23 protein-coding genes and 3 pseudogenes are annotated in these 25064 nt (G+C 67.1%); 12 read left to right on the plus strand and 14 right to left on the minus strand.

The genetic code is table 11. From position 1 onward, the window contains the following. Window positions 1–9: 9 nt before the first annotated feature. The 7 genes from ABC766_RS23335 to ABC766_RS23365 form a co-directional block, all read right to left on the minus strand. Window positions 10–291: an MSMEG_0570 family nitrogen starvation response protein gene (locus ABC766_RS23335; RefSeq protein WP_043347232.1), complete on the minus strand. Its 282-nt coding sequence runs from the start codon at window positions 289–291 to the stop codon at window positions 10–12. Further along, entirely contained in the window at window positions 284–1459 is a 1176-nt protein-coding gene (locus ABC766_RS23340; RefSeq protein ID WP_345819634.1) for an MSMEG_0565 family glycosyltransferase, read from the minus strand. The genes ABC766_RS23335 and ABC766_RS23340 overlap by 8 nt, the downstream gene beginning before the upstream one ends. Then, window positions 1456–2451 carry a sll0787 family AIR synthase-like protein gene (locus ABC766_RS23345; protein ID WP_345819635.1) on the minus strand — a complete coding sequence of 332 codons (996 nt, stop codon included), beginning with the start codon at window positions 2449–2451 and terminating at the stop codon, window positions 1456–1458. The genes ABC766_RS23340 and ABC766_RS23345 overlap by 4 nt, the downstream gene beginning before the upstream one ends. Further along, window positions 2451–2996 carry an MSMEG_0567/Sll0786 family nitrogen starvation N-acetyltransferase gene (locus ABC766_RS23350; protein WP_111473721.1) on the minus strand — a complete coding sequence of 182 codons (546 nt, stop codon included), beginning with the start codon at window positions 2994–2996 and terminating at the stop codon, window positions 2451–2453. Before ABC766_RS23350 ends, ABC766_RS23345 begins: the two co-directional genes overlap by 1 nt. Then, window positions 2993–4096 carry an MSMEG_0568 family radical SAM protein gene (locus tag ABC766_RS23355; protein WP_345819636.1) on the minus strand — a complete coding sequence of 368 codons (1104 nt, stop codon included), beginning with the start codon at window positions 4094–4096 and terminating at the stop codon, window positions 2993–2995. The genes ABC766_RS23350 and ABC766_RS23355 overlap by 4 nt, the downstream gene beginning before the upstream one ends. Beyond that, on the minus strand, window positions 4050–5126 hold the full coding sequence (locus ABC766_RS23360) for a Nit6803 family nitrilase (protein WP_345819637.1): 1077 nt from the start codon (window positions 5124–5126) through the stop codon (window positions 4050–4052). Before ABC766_RS23360 ends, ABC766_RS23355 begins: the two co-directional genes overlap by 47 nt. A gap of 82 nt (window positions 5127–5208) precedes the next feature. Beyond that, on the minus strand, window positions 5209–5691 hold the full coding sequence (locus ABC766_RS23365) for an MSMEG_0572/Sll0783 family nitrogen starvation response protein (protein ID WP_012317268.1): 483 nt from the start codon (window positions 5689–5691) through the stop codon (window positions 5209–5211). A 356-nt stretch (window positions 5692–6047) separates the two neighbouring features. Between ABC766_RS23365 and ABC766_RS23370 the strand changes: the two genes are divergently transcribed. Both ABC766_RS23370 and ABC766_RS34025 read left to right on the plus strand, forming a co-directional pair. Beyond that, the gene (locus ABC766_RS23370; protein WP_345819638.1) at window positions 6048–7487 is read left to right on the plus strand and encodes a PLP-dependent aminotransferase family protein; all 1440 of its coding nucleotides are present in this window, start codon (window positions 6048–6050) and stop codon (window positions 7485–7487) included. A 93-nt stretch (window positions 7488–7580) separates the two neighbouring features. Next, window positions 7581–7739 (plus strand): annotated as a pseudogene (locus ABC766_RS34025) (IS3 family transposase); the annotation flags it as partial. On the opposite strand, the pseudogene ABC766_RS23375 reads toward ABC766_RS34025, so the two are convergent. The 3 genes and pseudogenes from ABC766_RS23375 to ABC766_RS23385 form a co-directional block, all read right to left on the minus strand. Beyond that, window positions 7728–7932, minus strand: a pseudogene (locus ABC766_RS23375) (IS3-like element ISAav4 family transposase); the annotation flags it as partial. The pseudogenes ABC766_RS34025 and ABC766_RS23375 sit on opposite strands and share 12 nt — an antisense overlap. A gap of 62 nt (window positions 7933–7994) precedes the next feature. Further along, window positions 7995–8231: a hypothetical protein gene (locus tag ABC766_RS23380; protein WP_342143188.1), complete on the minus strand. Its 237-nt coding sequence runs from the start codon at window positions 8229–8231 to the stop codon at window positions 7995–7997. Then, window positions 8228–9325 carry a PAS domain-containing protein gene (locus tag ABC766_RS23385; RefSeq protein ID WP_345819640.1) on the minus strand — a complete coding sequence of 366 codons (1098 nt, stop codon included), beginning with the start codon at window positions 9323–9325 and terminating at the stop codon, window positions 8228–8230. Before ABC766_RS23385 ends, ABC766_RS23380 begins: the two co-directional genes overlap by 4 nt. 424 nt (window positions 9326–9749) lie before the next feature. Between ABC766_RS23385 and ABC766_RS23390 the strand changes: the two genes are divergently transcribed. The 6 genes from ABC766_RS23390 (at window position 9750) to ABC766_RS23415 (ending at window position 17163) form a co-directional block, all read left to right on the plus strand. Continuing rightward, window positions 9750–9893 (plus strand): hypothetical protein, encoded by a 144-nt coding sequence (locus ABC766_RS23390; RefSeq protein WP_342143193.1) that lies wholly within the window; start codon window positions 9750–9752, stop codon window positions 9891–9893. Further along, entirely contained in the window at window positions 9886–12324 is a 2439-nt protein-coding gene (locus tag ABC766_RS23395) for a putative bifunctional diguanylate cyclase/phosphodiesterase (protein WP_345819641.1), read from the plus strand. Before ABC766_RS23390 ends, ABC766_RS23395 begins: the two co-directional genes overlap by 8 nt. 128 nt (window positions 12325–12452) lie before the next feature. Then, complete coding sequence (locus ABC766_RS23400; protein ID WP_345819642.1) at window positions 12453–14150, plus strand: methyl-accepting chemotaxis protein; 1698 nt, start codon at window positions 12453–12455, stop codon at window positions 14148–14150. 138 nt (window positions 14151–14288) lie between these two features. Continuing rightward, the gene (locus ABC766_RS23405; RefSeq protein ID WP_345819643.1) at window positions 14289–14609 is read left to right on the plus strand and encodes a hypothetical protein; all 321 of its coding nucleotides are present in this window, start codon (window positions 14289–14291) and stop codon (window positions 14607–14609) included. Between the two features lie 438 nt (window positions 14610–15047). Then, window positions 15048–16508, plus strand: coding sequence for a PAS domain-containing methyl-accepting chemotaxis protein (locus tag ABC766_RS23410; protein ID WP_342143198.1), 1461 nt, complete (start codon window positions 15048–15050; stop codon window positions 16506–16508). A 418-nt stretch (window positions 16509–16926) separates the two neighbouring features. Continuing rightward, window positions 16927–17163 (plus strand): hypothetical protein, encoded by a 237-nt coding sequence (locus ABC766_RS23415; RefSeq protein WP_043758576.1) that lies wholly within the window; start codon window positions 16927–16929, stop codon window positions 17161–17163. Between the two features lie 762 nt (window positions 17164–17925). On the opposite strand, the gene ABC766_RS23420 is transcribed toward ABC766_RS23415, so the two are convergent. After that, complete coding sequence (locus ABC766_RS23420; protein ID WP_345819644.1) at window positions 17926–18396, minus strand: PAS domain-containing protein; 471 nt, start codon at window positions 18394–18396, stop codon at window positions 17926–17928. A gap of 224 nt (window positions 18397–18620) precedes the next feature. On the opposite strand from ABC766_RS23420, the gene ABC766_RS23425 reads away from it, so the two are divergent. Next, window positions 18621–20102, plus strand: coding sequence for a PAS domain-containing methyl-accepting chemotaxis protein (locus ABC766_RS23425; RefSeq protein WP_345819645.1), 1482 nt, complete (start codon window positions 18621–18623; stop codon window positions 20100–20102). Between the two features lie 9 nt (window positions 20103–20111). Continuing rightward, complete coding sequence (locus ABC766_RS23430) at window positions 20112–20444, plus strand: hypothetical protein (RefSeq protein ID WP_345819646.1); 333 nt, start codon at window positions 20112–20114, stop codon at window positions 20442–20444. Here ABC766_RS23430 and ABC766_RS23435 read toward each other — a convergent pair. From ABC766_RS23435 to ABC766_RS23445, 3 genes and pseudogenes are all read right to left on the minus strand, one after another. Further along, window positions 20441–20584 carry a hypothetical protein gene (locus tag ABC766_RS23435; RefSeq protein ID WP_158498458.1) on the minus strand — a complete coding sequence of 48 codons (144 nt, stop codon included), beginning with the start codon at window positions 20582–20584 and terminating at the stop codon, window positions 20441–20443. The two genes, ABC766_RS23430 and ABC766_RS23435, sit on opposite strands and share 4 nt — an antisense overlap. A gap of 346 nt (window positions 20585–20930) precedes the next feature. Next, entirely contained in the window at window positions 20931–21494 is a 564-nt protein-coding gene (locus tag ABC766_RS23440; protein ID WP_345819647.1) for a response regulator, read from the minus strand. 844 nt (window positions 21495–22338) lie between these two features. Then, a pseudogene (locus tag ABC766_RS23445) lies at window positions 22339–22869 on the minus strand (carbohydrate porin); the annotation flags it as partial. Window positions 22870–22942: 73 nt separating this feature from the next. Here ABC766_RS23445 and istA point away from each other — a divergent pair. Continuing rightward, window positions 22943–24241, plus strand: a complete 1299-nt coding sequence (gene istA, locus ABC766_RS23450) for an IS21 family transposase (protein ID WP_427902312.1) — start codon at window positions 22943–22945, stop codon at window positions 24239–24241. Continuing rightward, window positions 24241–25029, plus strand: coding sequence for an IS21-like element helper ATPase IstB (gene istB / locus ABC766_RS23455; RefSeq protein WP_127991182.1), 789 nt, complete (start codon window positions 24241–24243; stop codon window positions 25027–25029). The genes istA and istB overlap by 1 nt, the downstream gene beginning before the upstream one ends. Window positions 25030–25064: the final 35 nt, after the last annotated feature.

Here is a 25064-nt window from a genome sequence, read left to right on the forward strand (position 1 = left end):
CGCTCTGGTTCAGGGCTCGAAGGTCTCGACCGTGACGAGGCCGCCCGGGGCCTGCCGCTTCGCCGCGGCCTCGATCCGGGCGAGTTGGGCCATCGCCGACGAGCAGGCGAAGCCGTACTTCTCGCGCACCCGCTCGCTCGCGATGTTGAGGGCCGTGCGGGTCTTCTCGACGAAGTCGTCGAGGGCGTAGCTCTCGCCTGGGGCGAGGAAGTCCTTGACGACGAGGGAGGGCGAGTAGCAGGCCTCGCGCCGGCCATCGGGCCAGCGGATGTGAAAATGCATCTCAGGCATGGATCGGCTCCCGTTCGACGCGGGCGCAGGCCGCGTAGGTCGTGAGGTGACGCTCGGCGCAGGCGCGCCAGGAGTGGGTGGCGGCCCGGGCCGACCCGGCAGCGTGCAGGCCGGCGCGGGTCATCGGGGCCAGGGCGGCCGTCATGGCGTCGGCGATGTCCCGGGGATCGCAAGGATCGACGAAGAGGGCGTCGTCGCTCCGGAGATACTCGGTGAAGGGCGGCCGGCGGGAGACGATCGCCGGAAGGCCGCAGGCCATCGCCTCCAGCACGCAGAGGCCGAAGCCCTCCGTCCAGGAGGGAAAGGCGAGAACGTCCGCCGTCCGATAGAAGGCCGGCATCTCCGCCTGAGAGACCGGCCCGGTCTCGATGACTGCCTCGCCGCGCCCGACCACAAGTCCGTGGGCGCTGAGCGCGGCGCGGCAGCGGACGCCGTAGGACGCATGATCGAGGAGCGATGCGCCGCCCACGACCACGAGCTGCGCCTGCGGGTGGCGTCTGCGCAGGAGCGCGAAGGCCTCGATGATGCCGGCGGTGTTCTTGCGCTCCTCAAATCCGCCGACGCTCAGGACGATCGGCCCGCCACCGAGGCCCCAGCGCGCCCGCACGATCGCGTCGGCTTCGGTCGGCATCGCTCGGTAGATCGACAGGTCCACCCCGTTCCCGACGACGGGGATCTCCGTACCGAGATCGCCCGCGATCCGGTCCGCCCAGGCGCGGCTGACGCAGAGCAGGCGCGAGGCCTCACGAATCGAGCGATCCTGCCAATCCGCCAGCACCGGGTCGGAGAAGCTGTCGAGGTGATGGACCGTGCGCACGAAGCCGGGGATCAAGCGGCGGTGCTTGAGCGTCGCGAGGGCATTGCCGCCGATGCCGCAATGGGCGTGAAAGACGTCGAAGTCATAGGCGGCGGGGGACGCGAAGTGGCGCAGGTAATCGTCGATCCGAGCTCGGACGAGGTCGACCGTCGTGCCGGCGACCGGCCTTGCGGCCACTGAGACCATCGGGCAGGCGGCAGGGCGAAAGAAGCCGCGCCCGGACGGATCGGGCGCGTGGACCACGGCCTCATGCCCGAGCGCGCACAGGGCCTCGGCCAGGGCGAGGCAATGCGCGACCCCGCCCCGCGGATTGGTGGAGTGGGTCAGGACGGCGATGCGCAGGGCCGTCATCGGACGGCATCCTTGTCGTCCTGGCCGCAGCCGATCAGCGGGCCGACCGCGAAGTCCCAGACCACGGCTTCCTCGCCGGAGGCATCGCGCACTCGGGCGACGCGGCTTGCATCGAGCTGACCCACCGTGGCGACCCCGATGTCCCGTTCGGCGAACCGCGCGCGCACGGCGGCCGTGCGCTCAGGGCGAACGCTCAGGAGGTAGCCGAAGCTCGGAAAGGCGTTGAGCCAGCGGGCGAGCGGTACATCCGCAGGCCGCGGGATCGCGTCGAGGTCGATGACACCGCCGACCTTCGAGCATTCCAGCAGCATCAGGGCGGTGCCGACGACGCCCGCCATGCTGATGTCCTTGGCCGCCCGGCAGAGCCCGTCCTCCGCGAGGCCCGGCAGCAACGCGAGATCACCGCGCAGGCGCTCGCCCGCCGTGCCGGTCGAGGCGTCCCAGTACGGGTAGGGTTCGCGGAAGCGTCCGCGCAGGTCGATCGCCGCGACGAGGTCGTCGCCGGGCGCCGCGTCGAAGCTCGTGAGCAGGCGCGGCCCGGCCCGGCCGAGCACGGCGACCGCCAGGTTGCCCGCCTGGGCGCGCGTGTTGGTGTGACCGCCGACGATCGGGACCCCGTAGAGCGTTGCAGCGTCGGACAGGCCTGCCAGGATCGGGTCCGCCGCCGCGGCATCCCGGCTCCACAGCGCGTCGACCACGGCGAGCGGCCGCCCACCCATGGCGGCGATGTCGCTGAGGTTGACCATGACGCCGCAATAGCCGGCGAAATACGGATCGGCCGCGACGAAGCTGTCGAGGAAGCCTTCGATGGCGAACAGCAGGTGGCCGTCGCCATCCGGTATGGCGGCACAATCGTCACCGACCGGCACCGCGGCGCGCCGGCTGGTCAGGCCGAGCCGCGCGACCACGGCATCGATGTCGCGCTTATGGGCGACGCCGCGCGCGTCACGGATCTGGCCGGCCAGGGCCTGGAGGTCGAAGCCCGCCGTCATCACGCGGCCTTGCGGAACGTGACGAGCCCGTGCTCCGGATCGTGCATCGGCGGGTAGGCCGCGAGGTCTGCCTGCATCAGGTGATGGGCTCGCCCGTGCAAGGCGACTTCCTCGAGGCTCGTCCAGTGCAGGGCCCGGAACAACGGGACGTTCCGGTCCTGCACATGGGCCAGGAACCGCGTGCAGCCCCGCGCATGGGCCGAGGCGACCGCGACCTGGATGAGCCCGGCGCCCAGCGCGGCGGTGCCGCGGAACGGTCCGGCGACGGCCAGGCGCGAGCCCCACCACTCGCCGGGACGCTCCGATCCGTGGTGGATGCGAACGGTGCCGACGACGGCATCGGCGTCGCCGCCGAGCGTCGAGAGGGCACAGATCGGGATGGCGTGCGCGTCGACGGCGTCCCGGTCGTCTTCGGTGAAGATGCGCTGCTCCGCGCAGAAGACTTGGCGGCGCAGCGCCGCGCAGGCGCGCCGCTCCCACGCACTCGTGGCGAACTTGATGCGGAAGTGGCTTGGCCAGTACGGCGGTACGGGTTCGAGGATCATGATGTCACCCCCGCGCGCTCGTAGGTGGAAAGCGCCGAGCAGGCGCCGCAGCGACCGCAGCCGGCCTTGATGTCGGTCGCGCGGAGATCTGCGCCGACCAGCATGTCCGCGAGGGGTTTGAGGATGCCGTGCATGAAGTCGGGGCCGGGCGCCGGGTGGCTCTCCAGCGGCGTGCCGGAGATCGGCACGAACGGCACCACGAACGGGTAGACGCCCATCTTGATGAGGCGCTCGGCCATCTCCAGGATCGCCTCCGGCGCGTCGCCGAGGCCGGCCAGGATGTAGGTCGAGACCTGGCCCCGCCCGAAGACCGGAACGGCCGCCTCGAAGGCCGTATAGTACCGCTCCAGTGGCACGCTCGCCTTGCCGGGCATGATCCGGGCCCGGATCTCGGGCGTGACGGCCTCCAGGTGCATGCCGAGGGCGTCGATGCCCGAGGCCTTCATGCGCTCGAACCAGCGGTCGTCATCCGGCGGCTCGCATTGCGCCTGGATCGGCAGGTCGACCGCGGCTTTGACGGCGAAGGCGCTCGCGCAGAGGACGGCGGCGCCCCGGTCGGTCGCGTTCGGGGTGCCTGTGGTCATGACCATGTGCTTGACGCCGTCGAGGAGCACGGCCGCGCGGGCGACCTCGGCGAGCTGTTCGGGCGTCTTGTGCGCGACGGTGCGACCGGCGGCGAGGGACTGGCCGATGGAGCAGAACTGGCAGGTCTTCGTGCGGCTGGCGTAGCGGATACAGGTCTGGAGCACGGTGGTGGCGAGCACGTCCCGCCCGTGCAGAACGGCGATCTTCGCGTAAGGCACGCCGTCGAGGGTCGAGAGCGCGTAGAAGCGCGGCTTGCCCGGGAAGGTCGCCTGCCCGATCACCACGCCGTCATGCTCGATCGCCGAGACCCCGTTGGCGTCCGGGTGACGGACCAGGAAGGGCGAGTCGAAGGCGGCCTCGGTGTGGACCGGCACCATCACGGTGCGGCCCGCGATGGTCATGGCCTTGTGGTCCGACGGTCCGGCCCCGCCGCGGCGGCTCGGCGCCCCGGCGCGGGTGTCGGCGAGCCTAACGCCGTAGGACTGCAACGCGTTGATCAGGCGCTCCGTCGGCATCCCGACCAGTCCCGGTACCGCCGGCGGACACGCGGGACGGCTCGTCGGAAGCGGAGAACGGCTCATGGTCGAGGCTCCGGAAATCGGTCTGGGAATGGATCGGCTGGTGCACGAACGAGGCCGGCCGGTCGTCGTGGAGGAGGCTGAGGAGTTCGGGCCTCGCGTAGTGGCCGACCGCGTCCATCATCCGCTTGCGCTTGGTCACCAGCGCGAGGTCCATGTCGGCGACGAGGATGCCTTCGCCGGGCCCGAGGGGATCCGCGAGGTGCTTGCCCTCCGGCGAGACGATGGCGGTGCAATTGCCTCCCCGGCAGGCGCCGCGCAGGCGCTCGTCCGGGCACACCTGCGCCACCTGCGCGTCGGTGAGCCATCCGGTGGCGTTGACCACGAAGCAGGCCGCCTCCAGCGCGTGGTGGCGGATCGTCACCTCCATCTGATCGGCGAAGATCTGGCCCACGAGCGAGCCCGGGAACTGCGCCGCGTGGATTTCCTCGTGGCGCGCCATGAGGGCGTAGCGGGCGAGGGGGTTGTAGTGCTCCCAGCACGCCAGCGCGCCGACGCGGCCGACCGCCGTTTCGACCACGGTGAGCCCGGCGCCGTCGCCCTGACCCCAGATCATGCGCTCGTGGTAGGTCGGGGTGATCTTGCGGCGCTTGAGCTTCAGCGTGCCGTCCGCATCGAAAATCAGCTGCGCGTTGTAGAGCGAGCCGTGGTCGCGCTCGTTGACCCCCAGCACGATCACGGCGCCGTGGCGGCGCGCGGCGGCCGAGACGGCCTGCGTCACGGGTCCCGGCACGGCCACCGCGCGCTCGTAGAGGCGGAGGTGCTCGGCGCCCTGCAGCGCGGGCGGCAGCACGAAGGAGAAGTAGGGGTAGTAGGGGACGAAGGTCTCGGGGAAGACCATGAAGCGCGCGCCCTTCGCGGCGGCCTCATCGATGGCGTTCAGCACCCGCTCCAGGGTCCCCTCCGGCCGGTCGAGATCCGGCGCGATCTGGACGGCGGCGGCCCGCACGATCCGGTTCTCTGACATGGTTGAACCTCCGGCTGTGACGGCGGCCACGTCCCGCATGGCCGCCGGATGCGACGTCCCGGATTGGGGGCCGAGGGCCCGGTCAGACGGTCCAGGTGTCGATGATCACGGCGTTGTCGCGCTTGTGCAGGAGGATGCAGTCGAGGACGTCGAGGGGATTGATCATGCGGATTCCCTCGATGAAGGCGGCCTCGCCGTGTCCGTAGAGCGCCTGGGTCGAGAACCGGCAGGCATAGACCTTGCCGCCCTCGGCCATGAACTTCTCAAGCTGGTTGTTGAAGTTGAGGTGACCTGGAAAGGCCTCGTCGCCGAGCCTCGGGAAGCCGCGCTGGACGCCCAGCGTAATGCCCGGGCCGTAGAGAAGGATGGAGGTCTCGAAGCCCTTGCGCTGCAGGCGGGTCGCCTGAAGCAGGTTGACGAGGCCAATGGAGCCCTCGAACGCGACGGTGTGAAAGGTGACAAGCGCCTTCTGGCCCGGCTCGGCTTTGACGTCCTCGAAGACCTTCTCCTCGTAATCGACCAGGACATCGCCCTTCTTGTGAGGCTCGCGGTTCACAGCAGGCATTGATCGTTCTCCTCGATGGATTGAACCGCGGCAGACTGATCTTCGAGCGGTCGCAGTCCATTCATGGCAAACGGTGTGCCAGAGTGCTTCGATCAATGGGCCATACAAAGCGCGGGTGTTATATTCATACAATAATGCGATCAATGATCACGGCTTAGTTTCGCCAGATATGTATCCGGCGCCTACCAGATGAGCGTGACGTGGACAAAAAATCGCCAACGCGTGCGCATTCGCGGATCTTCGATTATATGGATTGTATGGAAATCACCCAGGGAATGTTCGAGGCATGGCTGCGGTATGGCTATTGCTAGCCATACAATCACGCATTGATCGCATCATGATCTGGGCCACCACGCATGACTTCGCCGGAGCGAGACGAACGACCCAACCCGCAGACGGGTGGGGTCGGACTCTGGGTGCCGGATCTGAAGCGGTGGGGTAAGCCTCGTTACCTCGCCATTGCAGAGGCGTTGGCCGACGACATCCGGACCGGGCGTCTGACGGCGGGGACGCGCCTCCCGACCCAGCGCGCACTCGCCGAGGCGCTCGACCTGAACTTCACGACGATTTCGCGCGGCTACGTCGAGGCCCACAAGCGCGGGCTGATCGAGGGGCGCGTCGGCCAGGGGACCTTCGTGATCGATCCGGCGCGTCCGCCCCGTTCGAGCGGTGCGGCGGCAGCGCGTCGGATCGGGCCGGTCGACTTCACCATGAACCTGCCCCCAGAGCCCGACGCGCCGGCCCTGCAAGCCCGCATGCAAGCCGCGTTCGTGGACCTGTCCGGCGATCTCACCAGCCTGCTGCGCTACCAGGGCTTCGGCGGCACCGAGGAGGATAAGGAAGCGGCTCTGCGCTGGCTGAAAGGCCGCGGAATCGTCCCGCCCCGGGAGCGTCTGCTGATCTGCCCCGGTGCGCACAGCGCCCTGTTCAGCATACTGGGTCAGGTCGCCCAGGCGGGCGATACGATCTGCGCGGAGCGGATTACCTATCCAGGCATCCGCGCGCTCGCCGCGCATTTGCGGCTGCGCCTCGTCGATCTGCCCATGGACCGATTCGGGGTCGACCCGGATGCTTTTGCCGCCGCCTGCACCAAAGTCGCACCGAAGGCCATCTACCTGAATCCGTTGCTGCAGAACCCCACCACCGCGACCCTGCCCAGGGCGCGGCGCGAGGCCATTATCGCGGTTGCGCGGCGATACGCCGTCACCATCATCGAGGACGACGCCTACGCGCGCATCTGCCCGACCCCGCCACCGAGTTTTGCGGAGCTTGCTCCGGAGATCACCTACTACGTGGCGGGTCTCGCCAAGTGCCTGGGCGCCGGACTTCGCCTCGCCTTCCTGGTCGCCCCGAGCGCCCGTTCCGCCCTGCCGCTCGGCGGCGCACTCCGAGCCGCGACCGTGATGGCCTCGCCGATCGCGACGGCCTTGGCGACGCGCTGGATCATGGATGGCACGGCGGAGGCCATCGTCCAGTTCGTTCGCGAGGAATCGGCCGCGCGCCAGCGCATCGCGGCCGCGATGCTTCCAGCCGGGGCCTATACTGCCGACCCACATGCCTTCCACGTTTGGATCACGCTGCCGGAGGGCTGGACGCGCTCGGCCTTCGCCAGCCAAGGTCGGTCGGCCGGGCTCGGCGTCATCGGCAGCGACCCGTTTTGCATCGCGGGGACGCCGCCGGAGGCGGTGCGTCTCTGTCTCGGCGGCCCCTCGACCCGGCAGCAGATCACGCACGGATTGGAAGTGCTCGCCCACGCGCTCGAAGGCTCGCCGGCCTTGGCCTCCGCCTATATCTGACCCGTCCGAGCCGCGCACAGGTCGAAGTGACCTGACCGGCCGGCTTTGGGCCGGGCTGATTGAGGGGAGCAGCCAGGACCGGAGGAGTCGGACATGCGGCGAGGCCAGAAGACGAGCGCGCAACAGATGGTGCTGAAGCTGCGCCAGATCGAGGTTCGGACAGTCCCAGGCAAGAGCTTGGCGCCGGCGAGCAAGGAGATAGAGAATTTCGGGCTGGGATTGCCCCGTTTCTGTGGACGGTTAGGGGGCTTGGGAGAGCAGGGTCGCGATCGTCGGTTCTGACCCCGTTTTCTGCACGTCGACGACGGGTGAGCGGTCGCCGAGCGCCGAGTGACGGCGCAGCGGATTGCAGAAGCCCTCGATGGAGCTGAAGACCGCCATCCGTGCCTCGGCCTGCGCGCGGAAGCGAGGGCCGAGCCAGCAACTCGCATTCGAGGGTGGAGAAGCCCTTCGACACGCCGAGGACGCGGGCCATGGCGGCGACCGGGAAGTCGGCCTGGTCCGCGCTCATGAACCGGAAGACCCCGACGGCAGAACTCCGGTCTCCTTCGCAAACCAGGCCGTCGCGCGTGAGAGGATGTCGCGCTCCACCTTCAGCTGTCGGTTCTCACGCCGCGGCCGGACGAGTTCGTCCCGCTCGGGCGCAGTCAAGCTGGGATCGGCCGTCGCCGGCTTGGCCGCGCGGCGGCCTTCGCTGCGGTCAGCCTCCGCAACCCAGTTCTGGATGGTCTGGCGCGCAGTCACGCCTCGCGGACGCCGGACTTCTTGCCTGCCTCGAAGATGAATTCGACGCCCGCCTCTTCCAGGGCACGACGCACGGCGAGCAAAGTGTCCGACCGCGACCGAACGGCCGAGGCTGGGTCCTCTAGCCGATTGAGTGTCGAGACCGAGACATTGGCCAACGCGGCAAGATCATCCTTAGAAAGGCCCGTGATCGCACGGGCCGCGCGGATTTGGCTCGGGATCAGGGTCTCGTCGGCGGGCGCGGTCGACACGGTTTTCTGCTGCAGTGCAGCCTCGGGCGGTGACGCCCCGTAGCGGGTACGTCCCGGAACGTTGAGGCAGACGCCGACCCATTCGCGGACAGAGCCGTCCTTGTTGAGGACCGGCGCGCCGCGGGCGTTGAACCAGCGATAGATTCCGTCCGCGCACAGGACGCGATAGTCCGTGTTGTAGGGCGCCGTGTGCTCCACAGCCGTGGTCCAGGCCGCGAGCGTGCGGGAGCGGTCGTCCGGGTGGACGGCGTCGAGCCAGCCCAGACCCTGCATCTGCGCGTGGGACTGACCGGTCAGGGCCATCCACTGCGGCATCTCGCTGGGCTCACCGTTCGCCTTATTGACCCAGAAGACCGCTGCCGTCGCGGCGATCAGCGCGTTCAGGCGGTCATGCCGCTGCATGAGCGCGTTCATGGTCTCGTGCTGCGCCGTGACGTCGAACACGACGCCCATGCCCTGGCTCGGGCGCCCGTCCGCGCCCAGCATGACCTCGGCGTGGTGCAGGAGCCAGCGCTGGGTCCGGTCCGGTCGGATGATGCGGAACTCGCGACTGACCGGCTGACCGGAGCGCAGCACGGCGATCTGGTCGCCGTGCGCGGCTTGATCCTCCGGATGGATCATGTCGAGCCCGAAGCCGAAGGTCATCTCGGTGGTCGGGTCGAGGCCCAGGATCCGGTAGAGGCCCGGCGATGCGTCCAGCCGCTCGGAGCGCAGGTCCGCCGACCAAAAGCCCACTTTGCCCGTGTCCTCGATCAGCTTCAGATAGTGGCGCGAGGAGAAGCCGCGCGGGGCGGCGCCGGCCTCGGTCGTCGCCTGCGGACGCATCAGTGCCCGTGTCGGCATCGCCTCACCTCGGTCGCCAACGTTCCATCTCGTGACCTGCAGCATGCCATTATCGCGGCGATCGGGACATTAAGAAGACAGCATTCGCCCCATATTGACTGACATCCGTTGGCGATTGTCAGTGCCTCGCAGTCAATCGGACTTCTAGGAAAAATTACCCGTGTCGGAGTGCGCCGGTTTATTTGGTCGATATCAGCTTTCGAAATTCGATTGTCCGGGGACGTGCGACGAATATGCAGCGAAATGAAACAGAAAATTCCACGCGGCCGACAGGTCGGAGCATGCGCAAAGAAATGACAGGAAATACCGCCCTCGCATCCTCGGTCGCACCCGAATTCCGTCGATCGGCTTGAGACTCTGGCAGTCCGGGACGTTCATCCTCGCGGGCGAGACGCGAAGGGGCGTCTCCTGCCTGGATGCGTCGATGTCGCTGTCGAATGCCGAACTCAAGGTGAAGTCGAGCATGCTCGACCCCGCGCGGGCGCTGACGGCTTTCGACCGCGACGGCGCGGTGATCGTCGCCGATGCCGACACTTCGACGTCCTCGGACGGGCCCGGCCATGAGTGAAATCATCCTGCCGATGGACGCCGACGACGCGGTGCACCTGCCCGACGAGGAGGCGCGCTTGCGCGAGGCGACACGCGCGACGATGCTCGCCGAGACGCTGCAGCTCGGCAGATACTCGGCGGTGACTCAGGCCGCCGTCGTGCTCGCGCTGGCCGCCATCTTCTGGGGCATCGCCTCGCACGCTTACCTATCCGGTCTCGCGGTGGCGGTGACCGCGCTCTGCGCGGCGGCCCTGATCGCCATGCGACGCTATCGCGGCCGCCTCGGCGATCGATCGACCGCCCGCGAGGCCTTCGCGGTCCTTCACGGCCTCGCACTCGGCCGAGGGCTCGCCTGGGCGAGCATGCCGGCGATCCTGTTGCCATCCGTCGACAACGCCTACCGGATCGTGGTCGGGGCCGTCTGCGCCGCCCTGATCTCGCACGCCTACGTCGCGGGCCCGATCTTCTCCTTGGCGCTCCTCGCCGTGGCGCCGGTCGTGGCCGGCATGTTCGTCGGGCTCGCCGGTTGCGAGAGCCCGATCGGCCAGTATGTCGCGGTCCTGCTGTCGATGTACGCGGCCTTCGTGTTCGTGAGCGCGCGTCGGATGTGTCGGCACTCGTACCAGCGCATCCGCGACCGCGTCATGGTGCAGGCGCAGAGCGAGACCATCGGGTTCCTGCTCAAGGACTTCGCCGAGGGCACGAGTGACTGGCTTTGGGAAACCGACACGGTCGGGCGGCTCCGGCAGGCCCGCGGCGCCATCGCCGCCCTGCTCGGCGTCGAGGCCGCCGGGCTGCGCCACCGGACGCTGTCTGCGCTTCTGCAGGCGTTCGCCGACCCGGACGGCGACGGCGCGGACGTCCAAGCGGTCGCCGCGGCGATCGCGGCGCGCGCACCCTTCCGCGACAGAACCGTCCGGCTCCGGACCGCGAACGGCACGCGCTGGATCACGCTCAACGGCAAGCCCGTCCTCGACGCGCAAGGGGCGTTTGCGGGCTATCGCGGCGTGGGGTCGGACGCCACCGAGAGTCGGGAGGCGCAGGCCCGCATCGCCTTCCTGGCGGGTCACGACAGCCTGACGGGACTGCCGAACCGCAGCGGCTTCCAGGACACGCTGGAAACGCTCTGCCGCGAGGTCGTCACGGCCGAGAGCCCGAGCGCGCTGTTCTATCTCGACCTCGACGGCTTCAAGGCCGTCAACGACAGCCGCGGCCACCTCGTCGGCGACCGACTGCTGCGAGAGGTCACGGCGCGCCTGCTCGCCATCGGCGACCCGCACGGCCTGTTCCGCCTCGGCGGCGACGAGTTCGCTATGATCGTCCGGGACCTCGGTCGGCCCGCGGCCGAGTCCCTCGCCGCGCGCGTAGTGGCCGACCTGCGCCGCCCGTTCCAGATCGACGAGGCCCGGCTGGAGGTCGGCGTCAGCGTCGGTATCGCCTACGTGCCGGACGACGCCATCGAGCCGGCCGCCCTGCTCATGCGCGCCGACCTGGCCCTCTACGCCGCCAAGGCCGGCGGCAAGGGCTGCTGGCGGACCTTCGACCCGTCGCTGGAGGAGCGGGTCGTCCGCCAACGGCAGTTCGACTTGGACATGCGCGCGGCCCTGGCGGCGGACGCGATGGAGCTGCACTACCAGCCCCTCGTGGACATGAAGACCGGGCGCGTCGCCGGTTTCGAGGCGCTGCTGCGGTGGAACAAGCCCGGGCACGGCTGGGTCTCGCCGGGGGAGATCATTCCCATCGCCGAGGCGACCGGATTCATCGTCGAGATCGGCCGCTGGGCGCTGCGCCGCGCCTGCACCGACGCCCGTGCCTGGCCCGACCTGAAGATCGCGGTGAACATATCCTCCATCCACGTGCGCATGCCGGGCTTCCACGCGGAGGTCGCGGCCATTCTCCGCGAGACCGGCCTCGCGCCGGAGCGGCTGGAGATCGAGATCACCGAGTCGGTGCTGCTCGACCACGGTCCGGAGGTTCTGGAGAACCTGAAGCGCCTGCGCGCGACGGGCGTCCGCATCGCGCTGGACGACTTCGGCACGGGCTATTCGAGCTTGAGCTACCTGACCGAATTCCCGTTCGACAAGGTGAAGGTCGACCGCTCGTTCGTGCGCGACCTGCAGGGCCGGCCCGAGAAGGTCGCCGTGGTCGAGGCCATCGCCCGGATGGCGCGGGCCCTCTCGATGAGCGTCACGGTGGAGGGAGTGGAGACCCGCCAGCAACTGGACGTCCTCCGGGACAAGCGCTGCGACATCGCGCAGGGCTTTCTCTACAGCCCGGCGCGCCCGGTCCACGAGGTCGCGGCGCTCATCGCGCGGATCGAGGGGACGCCGCCGCCTGCAGGCGACGGCGACCCGGATGGGAGTCCGGCCACGGAGGCGCCCGCGCCGACCCTCGAGAGGAGCCCGACCTCCGTCGCGCGGCCGGTCCTGTCGATGGCCCGCGCCTCGTGACCTCCGTCGACGCCCAAATAAGAGAAAACGTCGCTTATGGCGCTGAGAATGCCTCCAGAGCGGGGCCGCCAGCAAGGCGGCTTTAAGTGCGGCCATGCCAAAAATTGAAAACAGTGGATCAGCAGTACATGTCGCGCCTTTCCGATGTTAGGATTGTTACAAAGGTCACGATCCCGTTGCTGCTGGTGGCCGCCGTCGCGGCCGGCCTTGTGTATCGCGCGCACGGCGTCTTCGACGAACTGGGTGAGAAGACCCGGCACATCGTCGACGTTCAGTCCAGTCGACTTGAGAACATCCTGAATGTCCGCACGAACGTTCTCGAGGCGACGGTTCAGAGTCACAATATTCTCATCGAGGACCGGCCGCCGGAGATAGCCACGTACCGATCACGCTACGACGAGGCCGTGAGACACGCCTTCGTGGCCGTCGACAGGCTGATCGCTCTGTCCGACTCGCCTGAGCGGCGGGCGATCAATCAAAAGCTGCACGAGACCGTCGAAGCCTATTTCCACATCGTCGGGCGCGCGAACGCGGCGGCCCTCGACGGGGACGCCGAGACCGCGCGGAGAATCCTGCTCTCCGAAGGTCTCGCCGCCCGCACCAAGGTCCGCGACCTCGTCCAGCCGCGCATCGATAATCTGACGGCCGAGCTCGCCCAGGCGAAGGCCGAGGCCCAGACGAGCGCGGAGCGAGCGACGACCGTCCTCGTCACCGCTGCGGTTGCCGGGCTGCTCGCGGCATTGGCCATCGCGTTTGCCATCGTCCATTTCGGACTGACGCGGCCTCTGGCGCGCCTGGTCGCCGTCCTGCAGCGCATGGCCGAGGGCGACATCGACGCCGCCATCCAGGAAGCCCACCGTCGCGACGAGGTCGGCCAAGTCGGCAAGGCGGTCGAGGGCATCAGGGCCATGGTCGCGCGGAAGGCCGCCGCGGAGGCTGAGACGAAGCGCGGCGCCGACGCGACGGCCGCCGCCGACCGACGACGCATCCTGATGGACCTCGCGAACGGCTTCGAGCGGACCGTCGGCGGCATCGTCGGGATGGTCTCGGGCTCCGCGACGGAGTTGCAGGTCACCGCCGCGACGATGACGGCGACCGCGACGGAGACGGCCACGCAATCCACGGCCGTGGCGGCGGCCGCCGAGCAGGCAGCGTCGAACGTCGGTACCGTTGCGGCGGCCTCCGAGGAACTGGGCAGCTCCGTTCAGGAGATCGGCCGTCAGGTGCAGGGATCGGCATCCCTCGCGCAGGCCGCGGTCGGCGAGGCCGACCGGACGGCGCGGCTCGTCGAGGACCTCACGGCGGCAGTCGCGAGGATCGGCGACGTCGTCGCGATGATCTCGGCCATCGCCGGCCAGACCAACCTCCTGGCGCTGAACGCGACCATCGAGGCGGCGCGGGCCGGCGAGGCCGGCAAGGGCTTCGCGGTCGTCGCCGCCGAGGTCAAGGAACTCGCGTCGCAGACGGCCCGGGCGACGGACGAGATCGGCGGCCATATCGGCCGCATCCAGGGTGTGACGGGCGAGGCGGTCTCGGCCATCGGCGCGATCACGGGGCGCATCCGCGAGATCAACACGGTGGCGGCCAGCATCGCCGCCGCCGTCGAGCAGCAGGGCGCGGCGACCCAGGAGATCGTGCGCAACGTCGCCCAGGCGGCGACCGGCACCGCGGAGGTGACCAGCAGCATCGCCGGAGTCGCCCTGGCCTCGGAGGCCACCGGCGCCGCGGCGACCCAGGTGCTGGCGTCCTCCGGCGAGCTGTCGCGACACGCCGAGCAACTCGCATCGGAGATGACGCGCTTCCTCACCACCGTGCGCGCGGCCTGAGGCGGTCCCGATGAAGTGCCGCACCGCCAGCGCCCCGGGGCTCGGGACCGATCCCACGCTTCGGCCGGATCGCCGGGGAGAGGCCCCGGCGGGGCACCGGCACGGCGGGCCGCACCGGGTCGGGCAGGCGTGACCGCCATGGCCGACATCATCCCCCTCGGCATCATCCCGGGCGCCGAGAGCGCCCGCGCCATGCTGCTCGACCTGCGCCGTCGCCTCGATTCCGGCGAGGACATCGGTCCCCGGATCGCGCAGATCCGTCAGGCCGCGGCGTCGATGCGGGCTCTGGCCGGTGGCCTCCGGCGGGTCCTCCAAGCCCCGGACGAGAGGCTGTCCGCCGAGCCGGAGTTTCTGGTCGCGGCCTGGAAAGTCCTTGCCATGGCCGAGCGCAACGTCGCGAAGGTCGAGGAATTGCTTCGGCTCGCGGACGAAGAGGATTCGGAACAGGCTTCGCGATAGCCGTTGTGCCAACCTCGCCGATGCGGGGCCGGCGATCCGGGTCACGGCCCTGTCCAAGACTGAGCGAGTTCCGCACACCGAGGACGTGCCCGCGCGATCCAAGGCGCGGTGCGCGATCGGTAAGACCGCGCTCCACCTCACGCGCGAAGCAAGCCGTCGCCAGGCCTGCCACTGCGCGCAGCAGCTCTCGATGCGCGCGCTCGGACCGGTCCTGGGGATCTGACGACCGCTGTTCGCTCGTCGGCAGGCGCCCAGACGCGGGGACGAGGGTCGATCTGACAGGAAATCAGTCATGATGCGACCGAGGTCTGTTTCACGCTCCACATATGCGTTCGAAATGAAACCTCGTGCCGCACGTTACGGGTCGAATTTCGCGATGCGACTAAGGACGACTTATGGTTTTGATGTCACGATACGGTGTCCAATGAGAGTTGCACCATGTTCCGTAAGTCCGCCTATAATGAAACCCAGGCCACCCTCGACGCGCTGACGCGCTCATTGGCCATCATCGAGTTCGGCATGGATGGCACGATCTTGCGCGCCAACCCGAATTTCCTGGCCGTCGTGGGCTATGATCTGGATTCCTTGCAGGGAAAGCATCACCGGATCCTGGTCACCGAGGAGATGGCCGGCAGTTCGGAGTATGACGAATTCTGGTCGAGGCTTCGGGCCGGCGAGTTCGCGTCCGGCGAATTCCCCCGCCGCGCGCGGTCCGGCGCGAAGGTCTGGCTCGAAGCCACCTACAACCCGATCCTGGGCGCCGACGGCAAGCCGTTCAAGGTCATCAAGTTCGCCAGCGACATCACGGCCAAGAAGAGCGAGACCAACAGGCTGCTGCGCATGATCGACGAGATGCCGGTCGCGGTCATGACCGCAGACCCGAAGAACGACTTCAAGATCAATTACATCAACAATACCTCGCGCAAGACCCTGGAGGCCATTGAGCGGTATCTGCCGATCAAGGTCTCCGATATGATGGGCAAGTCCTTCGATGTTTTTCACAAGAACCCGCATCATCAGCGAAACATGCTCGCCGACGCGCGCCGATTGCCCCACCGCACCAAGATCAAGGTCGGACCCGAGACCCTCGACCTGCAAGTCTCCGCCATCACCGACGCGGACGGAGCCTATGTCGGGCCGATGTTGACTTGGTCGGTCATCACCGCACAACTCGCCATGGCCGAAGACGTCGCCGGCGTCGTCGAGGCACTCGGAACCGCGATCGGCGAGATGAAGGAATCGGCGGAGGGCTTGAACCGCTCGGCGGACGCGGCGAGCGAGCGCGCGAACTCCGTAGCGGCCGGATCCGAGGAGATGACCAGCTCGATCCACGAGATCTCGGGCCAGGTCGGGCGGGTCTCCGAGCGCACCCAGCAGATCGCCAACCAGGCGACGGCGACGGATGCGACGGTGCGCAACCTCGCTGCCAATGCCGGCGAGGTCGATGCAGTGGTCGGAATGATCAAGTCGATCGCCGACCAGACCAACCTCCTCGCGCTCAACGCCACGATCGAGGCGGCGCGCGCGGGCGCGGCCGGGCGCGGCTTCGCGGTGGTGGCCACGGAGGTCAAGGAACTCGCCGGCCAGACGGCGCGGGCGACCGGCGAGATCACCCACAAGGTCCACGCTATCCAGAAAGCAACCGGCGAGGCCGTGACGGCGATCCGCCTGATCACCGACGAGGTGGCCGAGCTCTCGAAACTCACGCTGGCCATGGCGAGCGCCGTCGAGGAGCAAGCCGCCTCGACCCAGGAGATGTCGTCCAACATCACCGGTGTCTCGGCCGCGGCCGGAGAGACGGGACAGCTCGCCGAGATGGTCCGGCGGATCTCCGACAAGCTCGAGGCGCATTCCGCCGGCCTCGGTGCCAGCATGGAGAAGTACCTCAAGGCGGGTTGATGAAAGACATCAGGAGGCTCGTCCAGCGCCCCGCTCCAGGCTCTCCCAGGGGCGGCCTGGAGCGAACGCTGCTCCATCGACCCATTGTAAAAGCGCCGGCGTGAGCCTGCTTCAGGGCGCGCCGGATTGAGGTCGCGCAATGCCGGATGCGGCGACCATCCGCGCCATTGCCGAGACCAATAAGCTCGGGACGAGCCGCCGACATCACGGCTCGTGGCGTCGCCTTGTAACGAGAGTCGAGCGCTCTGTGATGGTTAATTGCATAACACCCGCGATCATCCTGGTTGACGGCGAGGAGGTGATCAGACCTTCTGACACGCGGTTGTTGCAGAGTGGCGCGACGCGTGAGGTAAGACGATCGCATGTCGGCCTCTATGATCTCAGTATGGGCCACCGGCGCAGGCGAACAGGCCAAGCGGTGAGCGATCTCTTGAAGAAGACGCAAGGCGAACGCCTTGCTCTAATCGGTGCACGCAACCGCGAGATGGCGGCCGACGATACGAGAAATCTCCTTCTGGAACGCCTGGGCCTTATCCAGCGGATCGGAGGTCCGCGCCTGCATCATCTGCGCGGTCATTCCGTCATCGAGTGGACGATCACCGCGGCAGGCATGACTGCGCTCTCTGAGTTCCTGATCGCGACAAGCTGGCGCTGAACCACGAGAAACCGAGAGGTTCGCCCCACCTGGAGCAACGGCGGGATCCCCGTGCTGCCGGCCGGATCGGGCCCACCTGTGAGGTCGTATCGTGAAGACGTGGATCGTGGCCATGGTCGCCTCAGGCGGCGCACTCGGTCGCGGCGCAATCGATTCGAGTTGGCCCATCGCTTGCAGACGGCGCTCGGAAGAGCGTCTTCCTAAAAGCTATGCGCTTGTGTCATCGTTGGCGCGGACCGGTTGTCTGCCAATAGCGCCTGTCAATTTAAGCCTGAAATACTTATTGGCGATGAACCGCTGGGCAACTTTCAAAGGATATCATTTAAAATAATGAAATGATCGTTAGTCTCGCGCCGAACGCAGTGACTCTATTCGACTTATTGGATGCAGTAGGAATTCGCTGATTAGTCATGTTGGGTGCGTTTCTGCCGTAAAAGCAGTGGTAGATGCATCCGCTCTTGGGATCGAACGGCCGTCCTTGATTGATTGCGTGGTATCGGGCGCGAGACGGCTGATCAGCGTGGATTTACAACGTTCTGCTTTCGAGCGTCGAACGCGAACATCAGATGTTCGCCGCTCAGTGTGCTCCGGACGGAAAGTCGCGGAGTTTCTACGAAGATGATCAATTGTGGAAGGGGCCGTATGCGCCTCGGCGCGAGCACAGGGCCAGCATCCTGATAATGTTCACTGTATTTGAAAATAGTTAATTGGCCGGTTCTCCATCCGAAAAACGGCGGGCGAAAATTATCAGTTTTTGCAATCTCAAGCAAAAATCGGAGTGCTGAGGAACGGGAGATTGCCGCATCCCGATTGCTCAACAGCCCTGTATCGGCCCGCTCCGCCTTCCGTAGGCCGACCACGCCTGCGAACGACTTCCCGCTCGAAAGCGATGAACGCTTCCAAATGCCCATCCAGGCCATAAATTGGACGGATATCGAGCTCGCACAGATAAGACTCGCCAGTTCTTCGGTAGTTCTGCAGGCGCCCGAAGAATCGTCCCTCGCCTCGAAGCGCGCGCTGGACCTGGCGCGTGCCCTCCCGGCTGGTCCCCGCCCCCTGAAGCATCCGGGGCGACTGGCCCAGGACATCGGCCGCGCCATAGCCGCTCATCCGCAGAAATGCGTCGTTCGCGTACAGAATGGTCGGTCCAGGTCGCCTCAGATCTGGACTGGTGACCAGAACGCCCACGTCGAGACCGTCAGCGACGTGCCGCACGAGATCGATCAGGTTCATGGCTCCACTCCTCGGGTACCCGAGGGATATTCAGACTTCGTTAACTCCCGCTTAAAGAGCGTGACAGGAAATATACCACCGATTTTCGAGGTCTCGTCGCCAAAATTCAGGAACTTTTAGAAGCCGGCAGATCATCTATCCGGCGATGGAACGCCCGCGAGCTCAGAGTGTTCAGGCGCGTCTCCACACCCAATCGAGGCACAACCAATGTTCGGGGGCGCGCGATGAATTGGATCCGGAAGATCAGGTCGGCGGGCAACACCAGCGAGATCGCGGCCCTGGCGGCCCTGCGCACGAATGTCATGATCGCCGACGCCGCGATGAACATCACCTACATGAATCCGGCCCTGACCCGCTTCATGCAGGAGGCGGAGGCCGATTTGAAGGCCGAGTTGCCCCGCTTCGACGCCGCCAAACTGATCGGCAGCAACATCGACATCTTTCACAAGGACCCCTCCCACCAGCGCCGGATGCTGGCCGCGCTCGACAGGCCCCATGAGGCGACCATCCGCGTCGGCAAGCGCGTGTTCGATTTGCTCGTGACGCCGCTCTCGGATGGGGGCCAGCGCATCGGCTTCGTCGTGGAATGGGCCGATGCCCAGGAGCGGTTGCTCAACCTCGACTTCTCGTCCCAGATCGCCGCGATCAGCCGCTCGCAGGCCGTGATCGAGTTCCAGTCCGACGGGACCATCGTCACCGCCAACCACAACTTCCTCGACCTGATGGGCTATCGCCTCGACGAGGTCCGCGGTCAGCACCACAGCCTGTTCGTCGAGCCGGAGACCCGGGCCAGCCGGGAATACCACGAATTTTGGGATCGCTTGCGCAAGGGTGAGTATCAAGCCGCGCAGTTCAAGCGGCTGGCGCGCGACGGCCGGCCGATCTGGATCGAGGGCTCATACAACCCGATCTTGGACCGGCACGGCAGGGTCGCCAAAATCGTGAAGTTCGCGACCGACGTCACCGAAGACGTGAAGCGTCTCACGGAGCTGAAAGTCCTCATCGACGAGAACTTTGCCGAGGTCGACCGCGCAGTCGGCCGCTCGAACGAGGAATCCGAACAGGCCCGGATCGCCGCCGGCAAGACCTCCGACAGCGTCCAGTCGGTGGCCGCCGCCGCCGAAGAGCTGGCGCGCTCGGTCAACGAGATCGCCGCGAGCATGAGCAAGGCCCGCGCGACGAGCGACGAGGCGCATCAGCAGACCCAGGCGGCGGGCGACTTGACCCAGAAGCTGAGCGACACGGCCACGGCCATGAGCGGGATCGTCGGCCTGATCCAGAACATCGCCAGCCAGATCAACCTGCTGGCGCTCAACGCCACGATCGAGTCCGCCCGGGCCGGCGAGGCGGGCCGGGGCTTCGCGGTCGTGGCCCAGGAGGTGAAGAACCTCGCCAACCAGGCCTCGCGCGCCACCGATCAGATCGCCGGAGAGATCGGCAACGTGCAATCCGTGTCCGCGCAGGTCGTGGGATCTCTCCAAACGATCCTGACCTCCGTCGAGACCATGCGCGACTACGTGGTGCGCACGGCAGCCGCGGTGGAGGAGCAGAGCGTGGTCACCCAGGACATGTCGGCCAACATGCAGGATGCTGCCGGCGCGGTCGGCGCGATCGCGCAGAACATCGGCGCCATCGCGCAGGCGGTGGGCAGCGTGTCCCAGGCGGTCGAGACCACCAAGGGCGCCGCCCGCGTCCTGGCACGCTGAGAGGACGCTATGGCCCGCATCCAAAGACTTCCGATCATGCTCCAGGGCGAGGCCGCTCGGCGCCTGACCGATGACCTTGTCGCCGCCCTCGAAGCGGGCGAGGATCCAGGACCGCGTCAACATCAGATCGAAGTTTTGCGCAGGTCGATCCGCGAGGCGCTGCGGGTTTTGCCGATCGCGCTGGCCGCGGCAGCGGGAACACTCTCGTTGGACGACCCGACGCGGCGCACGGCCGAGCATGCAGTGCGCCGCTTCATGGATGAGGTCGAGGCGCTGGTCGCGACGGTCGAGCCCGAAGCCTCGACCGATCCATCGCCGCGCGTCGCTGTCGCGACGCGCTAAGCGGCAAAACGCGGGGCGCGGTTCGGATCGCGCGGGCAGCGGGCGTTCTTCTGCTCGCGGTGAGCGTCATCGACCCCAACGAGTTCCTTCGACGCCGGCCTGCTCGGCGTGTCGGCGATCCTCCTCATGTCGGTGTTCATCGACGGATCGCTCAAGCTCGTCACTCAGTCCGATTGAAAATTTCAATTCAAATCAGACGCTATCAATGAAATTATTACAGTCGGAATTCCGACGCATGATTCATGTCTACACACTGTATCAAGATATATTATAAATAAATCTATTGTTTGGTCTATAATTTTTGACATAAAATAGATTTAAAGCGGATATATATTAGAGGTGTCGCAGCATAACTGCCGCTATGACTGGATCGTGCGAACCGGGAGGGCTGTTGAGGTCAGGAGCCGAACGGCTGTTGAGGATGATTCTCTGCGCTTCCTATCACGAGCGGCGCTGCAGAAAAGCGTTCGTCATCGCTGGTTCTGTTCACGCCTCGTTGGGGACATCGCGACAGCCGAGCTGATTGCGTTCAGGTCTAGCCGCCATGATAGCGAGGGCTACGATTTGTCCGGCTGTGTCGTGGAGGCGGCGTTGGCTCCCATCCCTGTGCCCATCTCCGTTCCCGATCCCGTATGGGGTTGGCATACCGCCCGGGAGCACAGGAGCGGCTGAAGGCTCGTCCTGACCGTGTGCGAGGCCAGCTGCCACCTCATGGATGAGGTCTGGAAATTCGGAGCGCTTGCTGAGCAGGCGTGTGCCCGGCTGCAACTCGTCCTCGACTTCTGATCCGACCCGCGACGCGGCAATGATGTCGACATCGGACCAGAGGCGAAGAACAGGGTGGGCAAGGGCAATACTGTCGCCTACGATGCCGCGTCCCGTACTCCGAATGCTCACCGGGATCGGTCTTTCAAGTATCGCCAGCGCCTCGGCGGCTGTGCGGACCTCTATGGCCTGAAAGCCGGCATACTCCAGCATGTCGGCCGTGACCATACGGACAAGCTCGTCAGCCTCCGCGAGGAGAATGGCTAGAGGCCTGCTGTCGGACACAGACGTGCACCGTGTACTCACGGCGGGAGAGCTCGCAGGCCTCAGGCAATGACGCCGGGTCCGAAGCCAGGGAGCGCTCCTGATGCGCCAACTATTCGCCAGGCGCGATGCCCTTGGTTGTGGTCGTTCGTCACCCCAGGGCATACCGTAGTCCGGCCAATCTCCCCCCAGTCGAAGCTGCCGGACGACCAACGGATGACTGCTTTCAGCAAGACTTAACGATTGCCAGCAGGGCCGACATGGGTCGTTGAGAGCTCGTCCGCTTTTTGAGTGGGCCTTTCCGGCAGCCGACCAGTTGCTTTTGGCCAGACTGCGTCACGCCTGACCGCCAACGCGTGCAGGATCAACATTCCACTTGGCGCCCATCCTGGCCATTCTGCAGCCTTATCGGCATTTCCAGAACCGACCTCGGCTCGACCCACGTCGCGTGTCAAACTGAGATCTCGAGCCGGCCGCCGCGTTTCGCTGAGCAGCCTTTCCCGAGAGGATGACTGAATTTCGAAGCATGGCATGGATGGTTCGCGAGATCGTTGGCGCCTGGATGAAACCAGGACGCCTGCTCCGGCGTGATCCGCGCGGAGGCATGGACATGTGCAAGCTCGGAATCGTGCCGGCTGCTCAAGATGCCAATGATGCTCCCCACCCGCGCTGGCTGCCTGCCTCTCCATTGTCCTTTCCCTGATGCGGCGGCAGATGACATTCCGTCTGCGCTTGGCGCTGTGTGACGGCCGTCTTAGCAATGTTCGCCTGCGGCCGAAATCGGTGCGGCGCGGCAGACAAGGCTGTCACGCCGTCTCCGAAGAGGGGCTGGCCGAGCCCGTCGCTCGGCCAGAATTGGCAAGCCTCAGCCTGGAGCCAAGCCGAGCAGGGTGCCGAGTGGGACCGACAGGGTGAAGCCGCCGTAGAGGCCGTCCTTGGGTCGGCGCGCCGTGTAGGGATTGAAGTAGGAATTGCCGTTGACGAGGTACTGGACCACCGGCTCAAGGATCACGCCGCCCGGCATGGCGAAATGGGCATTGAGCTCGAACACGAACTTGTCCCGGGAGAAGGGAGCGCCCGACCCGCCCGAGATGAAATTCGCGTCGGCGAGGAAGCGCGTGTAGTTCTCGTTGAGGCGCTGCCAGTTGATCTTGATGCCGTAGGTGTCGAGGGGACGGCCCTGGTCCGGCGCCTGCAGGAGCAATCCGACGAAGCTGTTGAAGCGGATCGGGATCGTCGGATCGAAGGCATATCCGGTCCCGGTATAGACCGAGATCGCGGTCGGGTGGGGATTGACCTCGCGTCCGCCATCGGCCCGCCAGAGGGTCTGCGTACCGGTCAGCACAATACCTGACGTCCCGGATTTCTGGAGGACCGGCGTGCCGGGATTGAGGCCTGTCAGGCGACACGGCAAACTGACCCCCTGACGCCATGAGGATCTGACCCCCTCGATGAGCGAGGAGGTCGAGATGATCAGGAACGAGGCTCAGGCTCTGACGCGGATGGACGATCCGTGGAGGGCCGAGATGAAGACGCCGGACGACGTGTCGGCGATGATGCGGCTGCAGGCGCTCGGCTGGGGCGCGAAGCGGATCGCAGCCGAGCTTGGCTGTTCGAAGAACACGGTGAAGCAGTGGCTGCGACGGGGGGATTGGCGCCCCTGCGCGACGCCCTCGCGCTCGAAGCAGCTCGACGGCTTGGCGGACTGGCTGGTCGAACGCTTCCGGCAGCATGCGGGCAACGCCGACGTCGTGCGCCAGGATCTGGCGACCGAGAAGGGCATCCACGTCAGCCTGCGCACGGTGGAGCGGGCGGTCGCGCCGTTGCGGCGGGATCTGGTGATCGCCGCGCGGGCGAGCGTGCGGTTCGAGACGCGGCCGGGCGAGCAGATGCAAATCGACTTTGGCGAACGGCGCGTCGAGATCGGCGGCGTGCCGACTCGGGTCTCCCTGTTCGTAGCGACGCTCGGCTACTCGCGCCGCCTGCACGTGCGTGCCTTCGGCCACGAACGGCAGGAGGACTGGTTCGCCGGGCTGGAGAGCGCTTTCCGGGCTTTCGGCGGCGTGCCACACGAGGTGTTGCTCGACAACGCTCGCGCCCTGGTCTTGCACCACGACCCTGTGAGCCGCGAGGTCGTCCTGCACCCGCGCCTGCACGCCTTCTCCCGCCACTGGGGCTTCCGGGTGCGGGCCTGCGCCCCGTACCGGGCGCGCACGAAGGGCAAGGACGAGCGCGGCGTCGGCTACGTCAAGAACAATGCCGTGGCCGGCCGCCGCTTCGCGAGCTTCGCAGCCCTGGAGGCGCATCTCGATGCCTGGACGCGGGACGTCGCCGACCGGCGCGTGCACGGCACGACCGGCGAGGCGCCGGGCGAGCGGTTCGCCCGCGACGAGGCTCGGGCGCTACGGCCGCTCGCGGGCGTGCCGCCGTTTTCCGCCGCGCGCGATCTCGTGCGCCGGGTCGGAGCGGACTGCGCGGTTGCGGTCGACGGCAACGCTTACTCGGTACCCTGGCGGCTGATCGGTGAGCGGGTGCGGGTCACCGTGAGCGGAGCGGTGGTGCGCGTCCACCACGGCGGACGGGAGGTCGCCGCGCATGCCGAACTGAAGGGACGTCACGGCCGTGCGGTCGACGACGCTCATCTGGCCGGGCTCGTGGGTAGCCGTGAGCGACCGGCTCATCGGCGCGACCCGCCTCCTCTCGTGGCGACGCCGGAACTGCTGCGTCCGCTCGCCGAGTACGAGGCTGTCGCCGGGGGAGGCTTCTGATGAGCGAGGAACACGATCACCTCACCGTACTGCTCGACCGCCTGAAGCTGACGGCCATGCGTGACCAACTCGACAGCCTGATCGACGAGGCCGGCCGGGGCGAACTGACGATCCGCGAGGCGCTGACGCTGTTCTGCGAGCGGGAGATCGCCCGGCGCGATCAGCGGCGCATCGACATGGCCTTCGGGCTGGCCCGCTTCCCGTTCGTGCGCGACCTGACCGGCTTCGACTTCGGCGCACAGCCCTCGTTGGACAAGGCGCAGATCCGCGAGATCGCCACCGGCCGCTTCATCGCCAACGGTGAGGCGGTGCTGCTCCTCGGACCACCCGGGGTGGGCAAGACGCATCTGGCGGTGGCGATCGGGCGTGCGGCGATCGTGGCCGGCTACGGCGTGTTGTTCACCCCAGCCACGACGCTCGTGGCGCAGTTGGCCAAGGCGCACGCCGAGGGGCGGCTGGAGGAGCGGCTGACGCACTATGCCAAGCCGAAGCTGCTGATCATCGATGAGCTCGGCTACCTGCCGTTCGAGCCGGATGCCGCGCACCTGTTCTTCCAGCTCGTCAGTCGCCGCTACGAGCGCGGCGCGATGCTGGTGACCTCGAACCGGGCGGTGGGCGAGTGGGGCAGCGTGTTCGGGGACGCGGTGGTGGCCACCGCCATCCTCGACCGGCTGCTGCACCATAGCCACGTCGTCACCATCCGCGGTGACAGCTACCGCCTGCGCGAGAAGCGTCGCAGCGGACTTCTACAGAGGGCCGCTATCGTCCCCAACCCCACGCCCGTCTAGGCGAGGAAACCGGCATGGGGGTCAGATCCTCGTGA

It is taken from the genome of Methylobacterium fujisawaense (assembly GCF_039619325.1).
GTDB classification, from domain to species: domain Bacteria; phylum Pseudomonadota; class Alphaproteobacteria; order Rhizobiales; family Beijerinckiaceae; genus Methylobacterium; species Methylobacterium fujisawaense.

What these genes read in the sequence shown, in the direction of transcription:
- ABC766_RS23350 (WP_111473721.1), bottom strand. Translation starts at nt 2,996, where the DNA reads ATGATCCTCGAACCCGTACCGCCGTACTGGCCAAGCCACTTCCGCATC.
- ABC766_RS23400 (WP_345819642.1), top strand. Translation starts at nt 12,453, where the DNA reads ATGTCGCGCCTTTCCGATGTTAGGATTGTTACAAAGGTCACGATCCCG.
- ABC766_RS23425 (WP_345819645.1), top strand. Translation starts at nt 18,621, where the DNA reads ATGAATTGGATCCGGAAGATCAGGTCGGCGGGCAACACCAGCGAGATC.
- ABC766_RS23360 (WP_345819637.1), bottom strand. Translation starts at nt 5,126, where the DNA reads ATGTCAGAGAACCGGATCGTGCGGGCCGCCGCCGTCCAGATCGCGCCG.
- istB (WP_127991182.1), top strand. Translation starts at nt 24,241, where the DNA reads ATGAGCGAGGAACACGATCACCTCACCGTACTGCTCGACCGCCTGAAG.
- ABC766_RS23395 (WP_345819641.1), top strand. Translation starts at nt 9,886, where the DNA reads ATGAGTGAAATCATCCTGCCGATGGACGCCGACGACGCGGTGCACCTG.
- ABC766_RS23345 (WP_345819635.1), bottom strand. Translation starts at nt 2,451, where the DNA reads ATGACGGCGGGCTTCGACCTCCAGGCCCTGGCCGGCCAGATCCGTGAC.
- ABC766_RS23335 (WP_043347232.1), bottom strand. Translation starts at nt 291, where the DNA reads ATGCCTGAGATGCATTTTCACATCCGCTGGCCCGATGGCCGGCGCGAG.
- ABC766_RS23385 (WP_345819640.1), bottom strand. Translation starts at nt 9,325, where the DNA reads ATGCCGACACGGGCACTGATGCGTCCGCAGGCGACGACCGAGGCCGGC.
- ABC766_RS23355 (WP_345819636.1), bottom strand. Translation starts at nt 4,096, where the DNA reads ATGCCGACGGAGCGCCTGATCAACGCGTTGCAGTCCTACGGCGTTAGG.
- ABC766_RS23390 (WP_342143193.1), top strand. Translation starts at nt 9,750, where the DNA reads ATGTCGCTGTCGAATGCCGAACTCAAGGTGAAGTCGAGCATGCTCGAC.
- ABC766_RS23365 (WP_012317268.1), bottom strand. Translation starts at nt 5,691, where the DNA reads ATGCCTGCTGTGAACCGCGAGCCTCACAAGAAGGGCGATGTCCTGGTC.
- ABC766_RS23435 (WP_158498458.1), bottom strand. Translation starts at nt 20,584, where the DNA reads ATGAACACCGACATGAGGAGGATCGCCGACACGCCGAGCAGGCCGGCG.
- ABC766_RS23405 (WP_345819643.1), top strand. Translation starts at nt 14,289, where the DNA reads ATGGCCGACATCATCCCCCTCGGCATCATCCCGGGCGCCGAGAGCGCC.
- ABC766_RS23410 (WP_342143198.1), top strand. Translation starts at nt 15,048, where the DNA reads ATGTTCCGTAAGTCCGCCTATAATGAAACCCAGGCCACCCTCGACGCG.
- istA (WP_427902312.1), top strand. Translation starts at nt 22,943, where the DNA reads ATGATCAGGAACGAGGCTCAGGCTCTGACGCGGATGGACGATCCGTGG.
- ABC766_RS23340 (WP_345819634.1), bottom strand. Translation starts at nt 1,459, where the DNA reads ATGACGGCCCTGCGCATCGCCGTCCTGACCCACTCCACCAATCCGCGG.
- ABC766_RS23430 (WP_345819646.1), top strand. Translation starts at nt 20,112, where the DNA reads ATGGCCCGCATCCAAAGACTTCCGATCATGCTCCAGGGCGAGGCCGCT.
- ABC766_RS23420 (WP_345819644.1), bottom strand. Translation starts at nt 18,396, where the DNA reads ATGAACCTGATCGATCTCGTGCGGCACGTCGCTGACGGTCTCGACGTG.
- ABC766_RS23370 (WP_345819638.1), top strand. Translation starts at nt 6,048, where the DNA reads ATGACTTCGCCGGAGCGAGACGAACGACCCAACCCGCAGACGGGTGGG.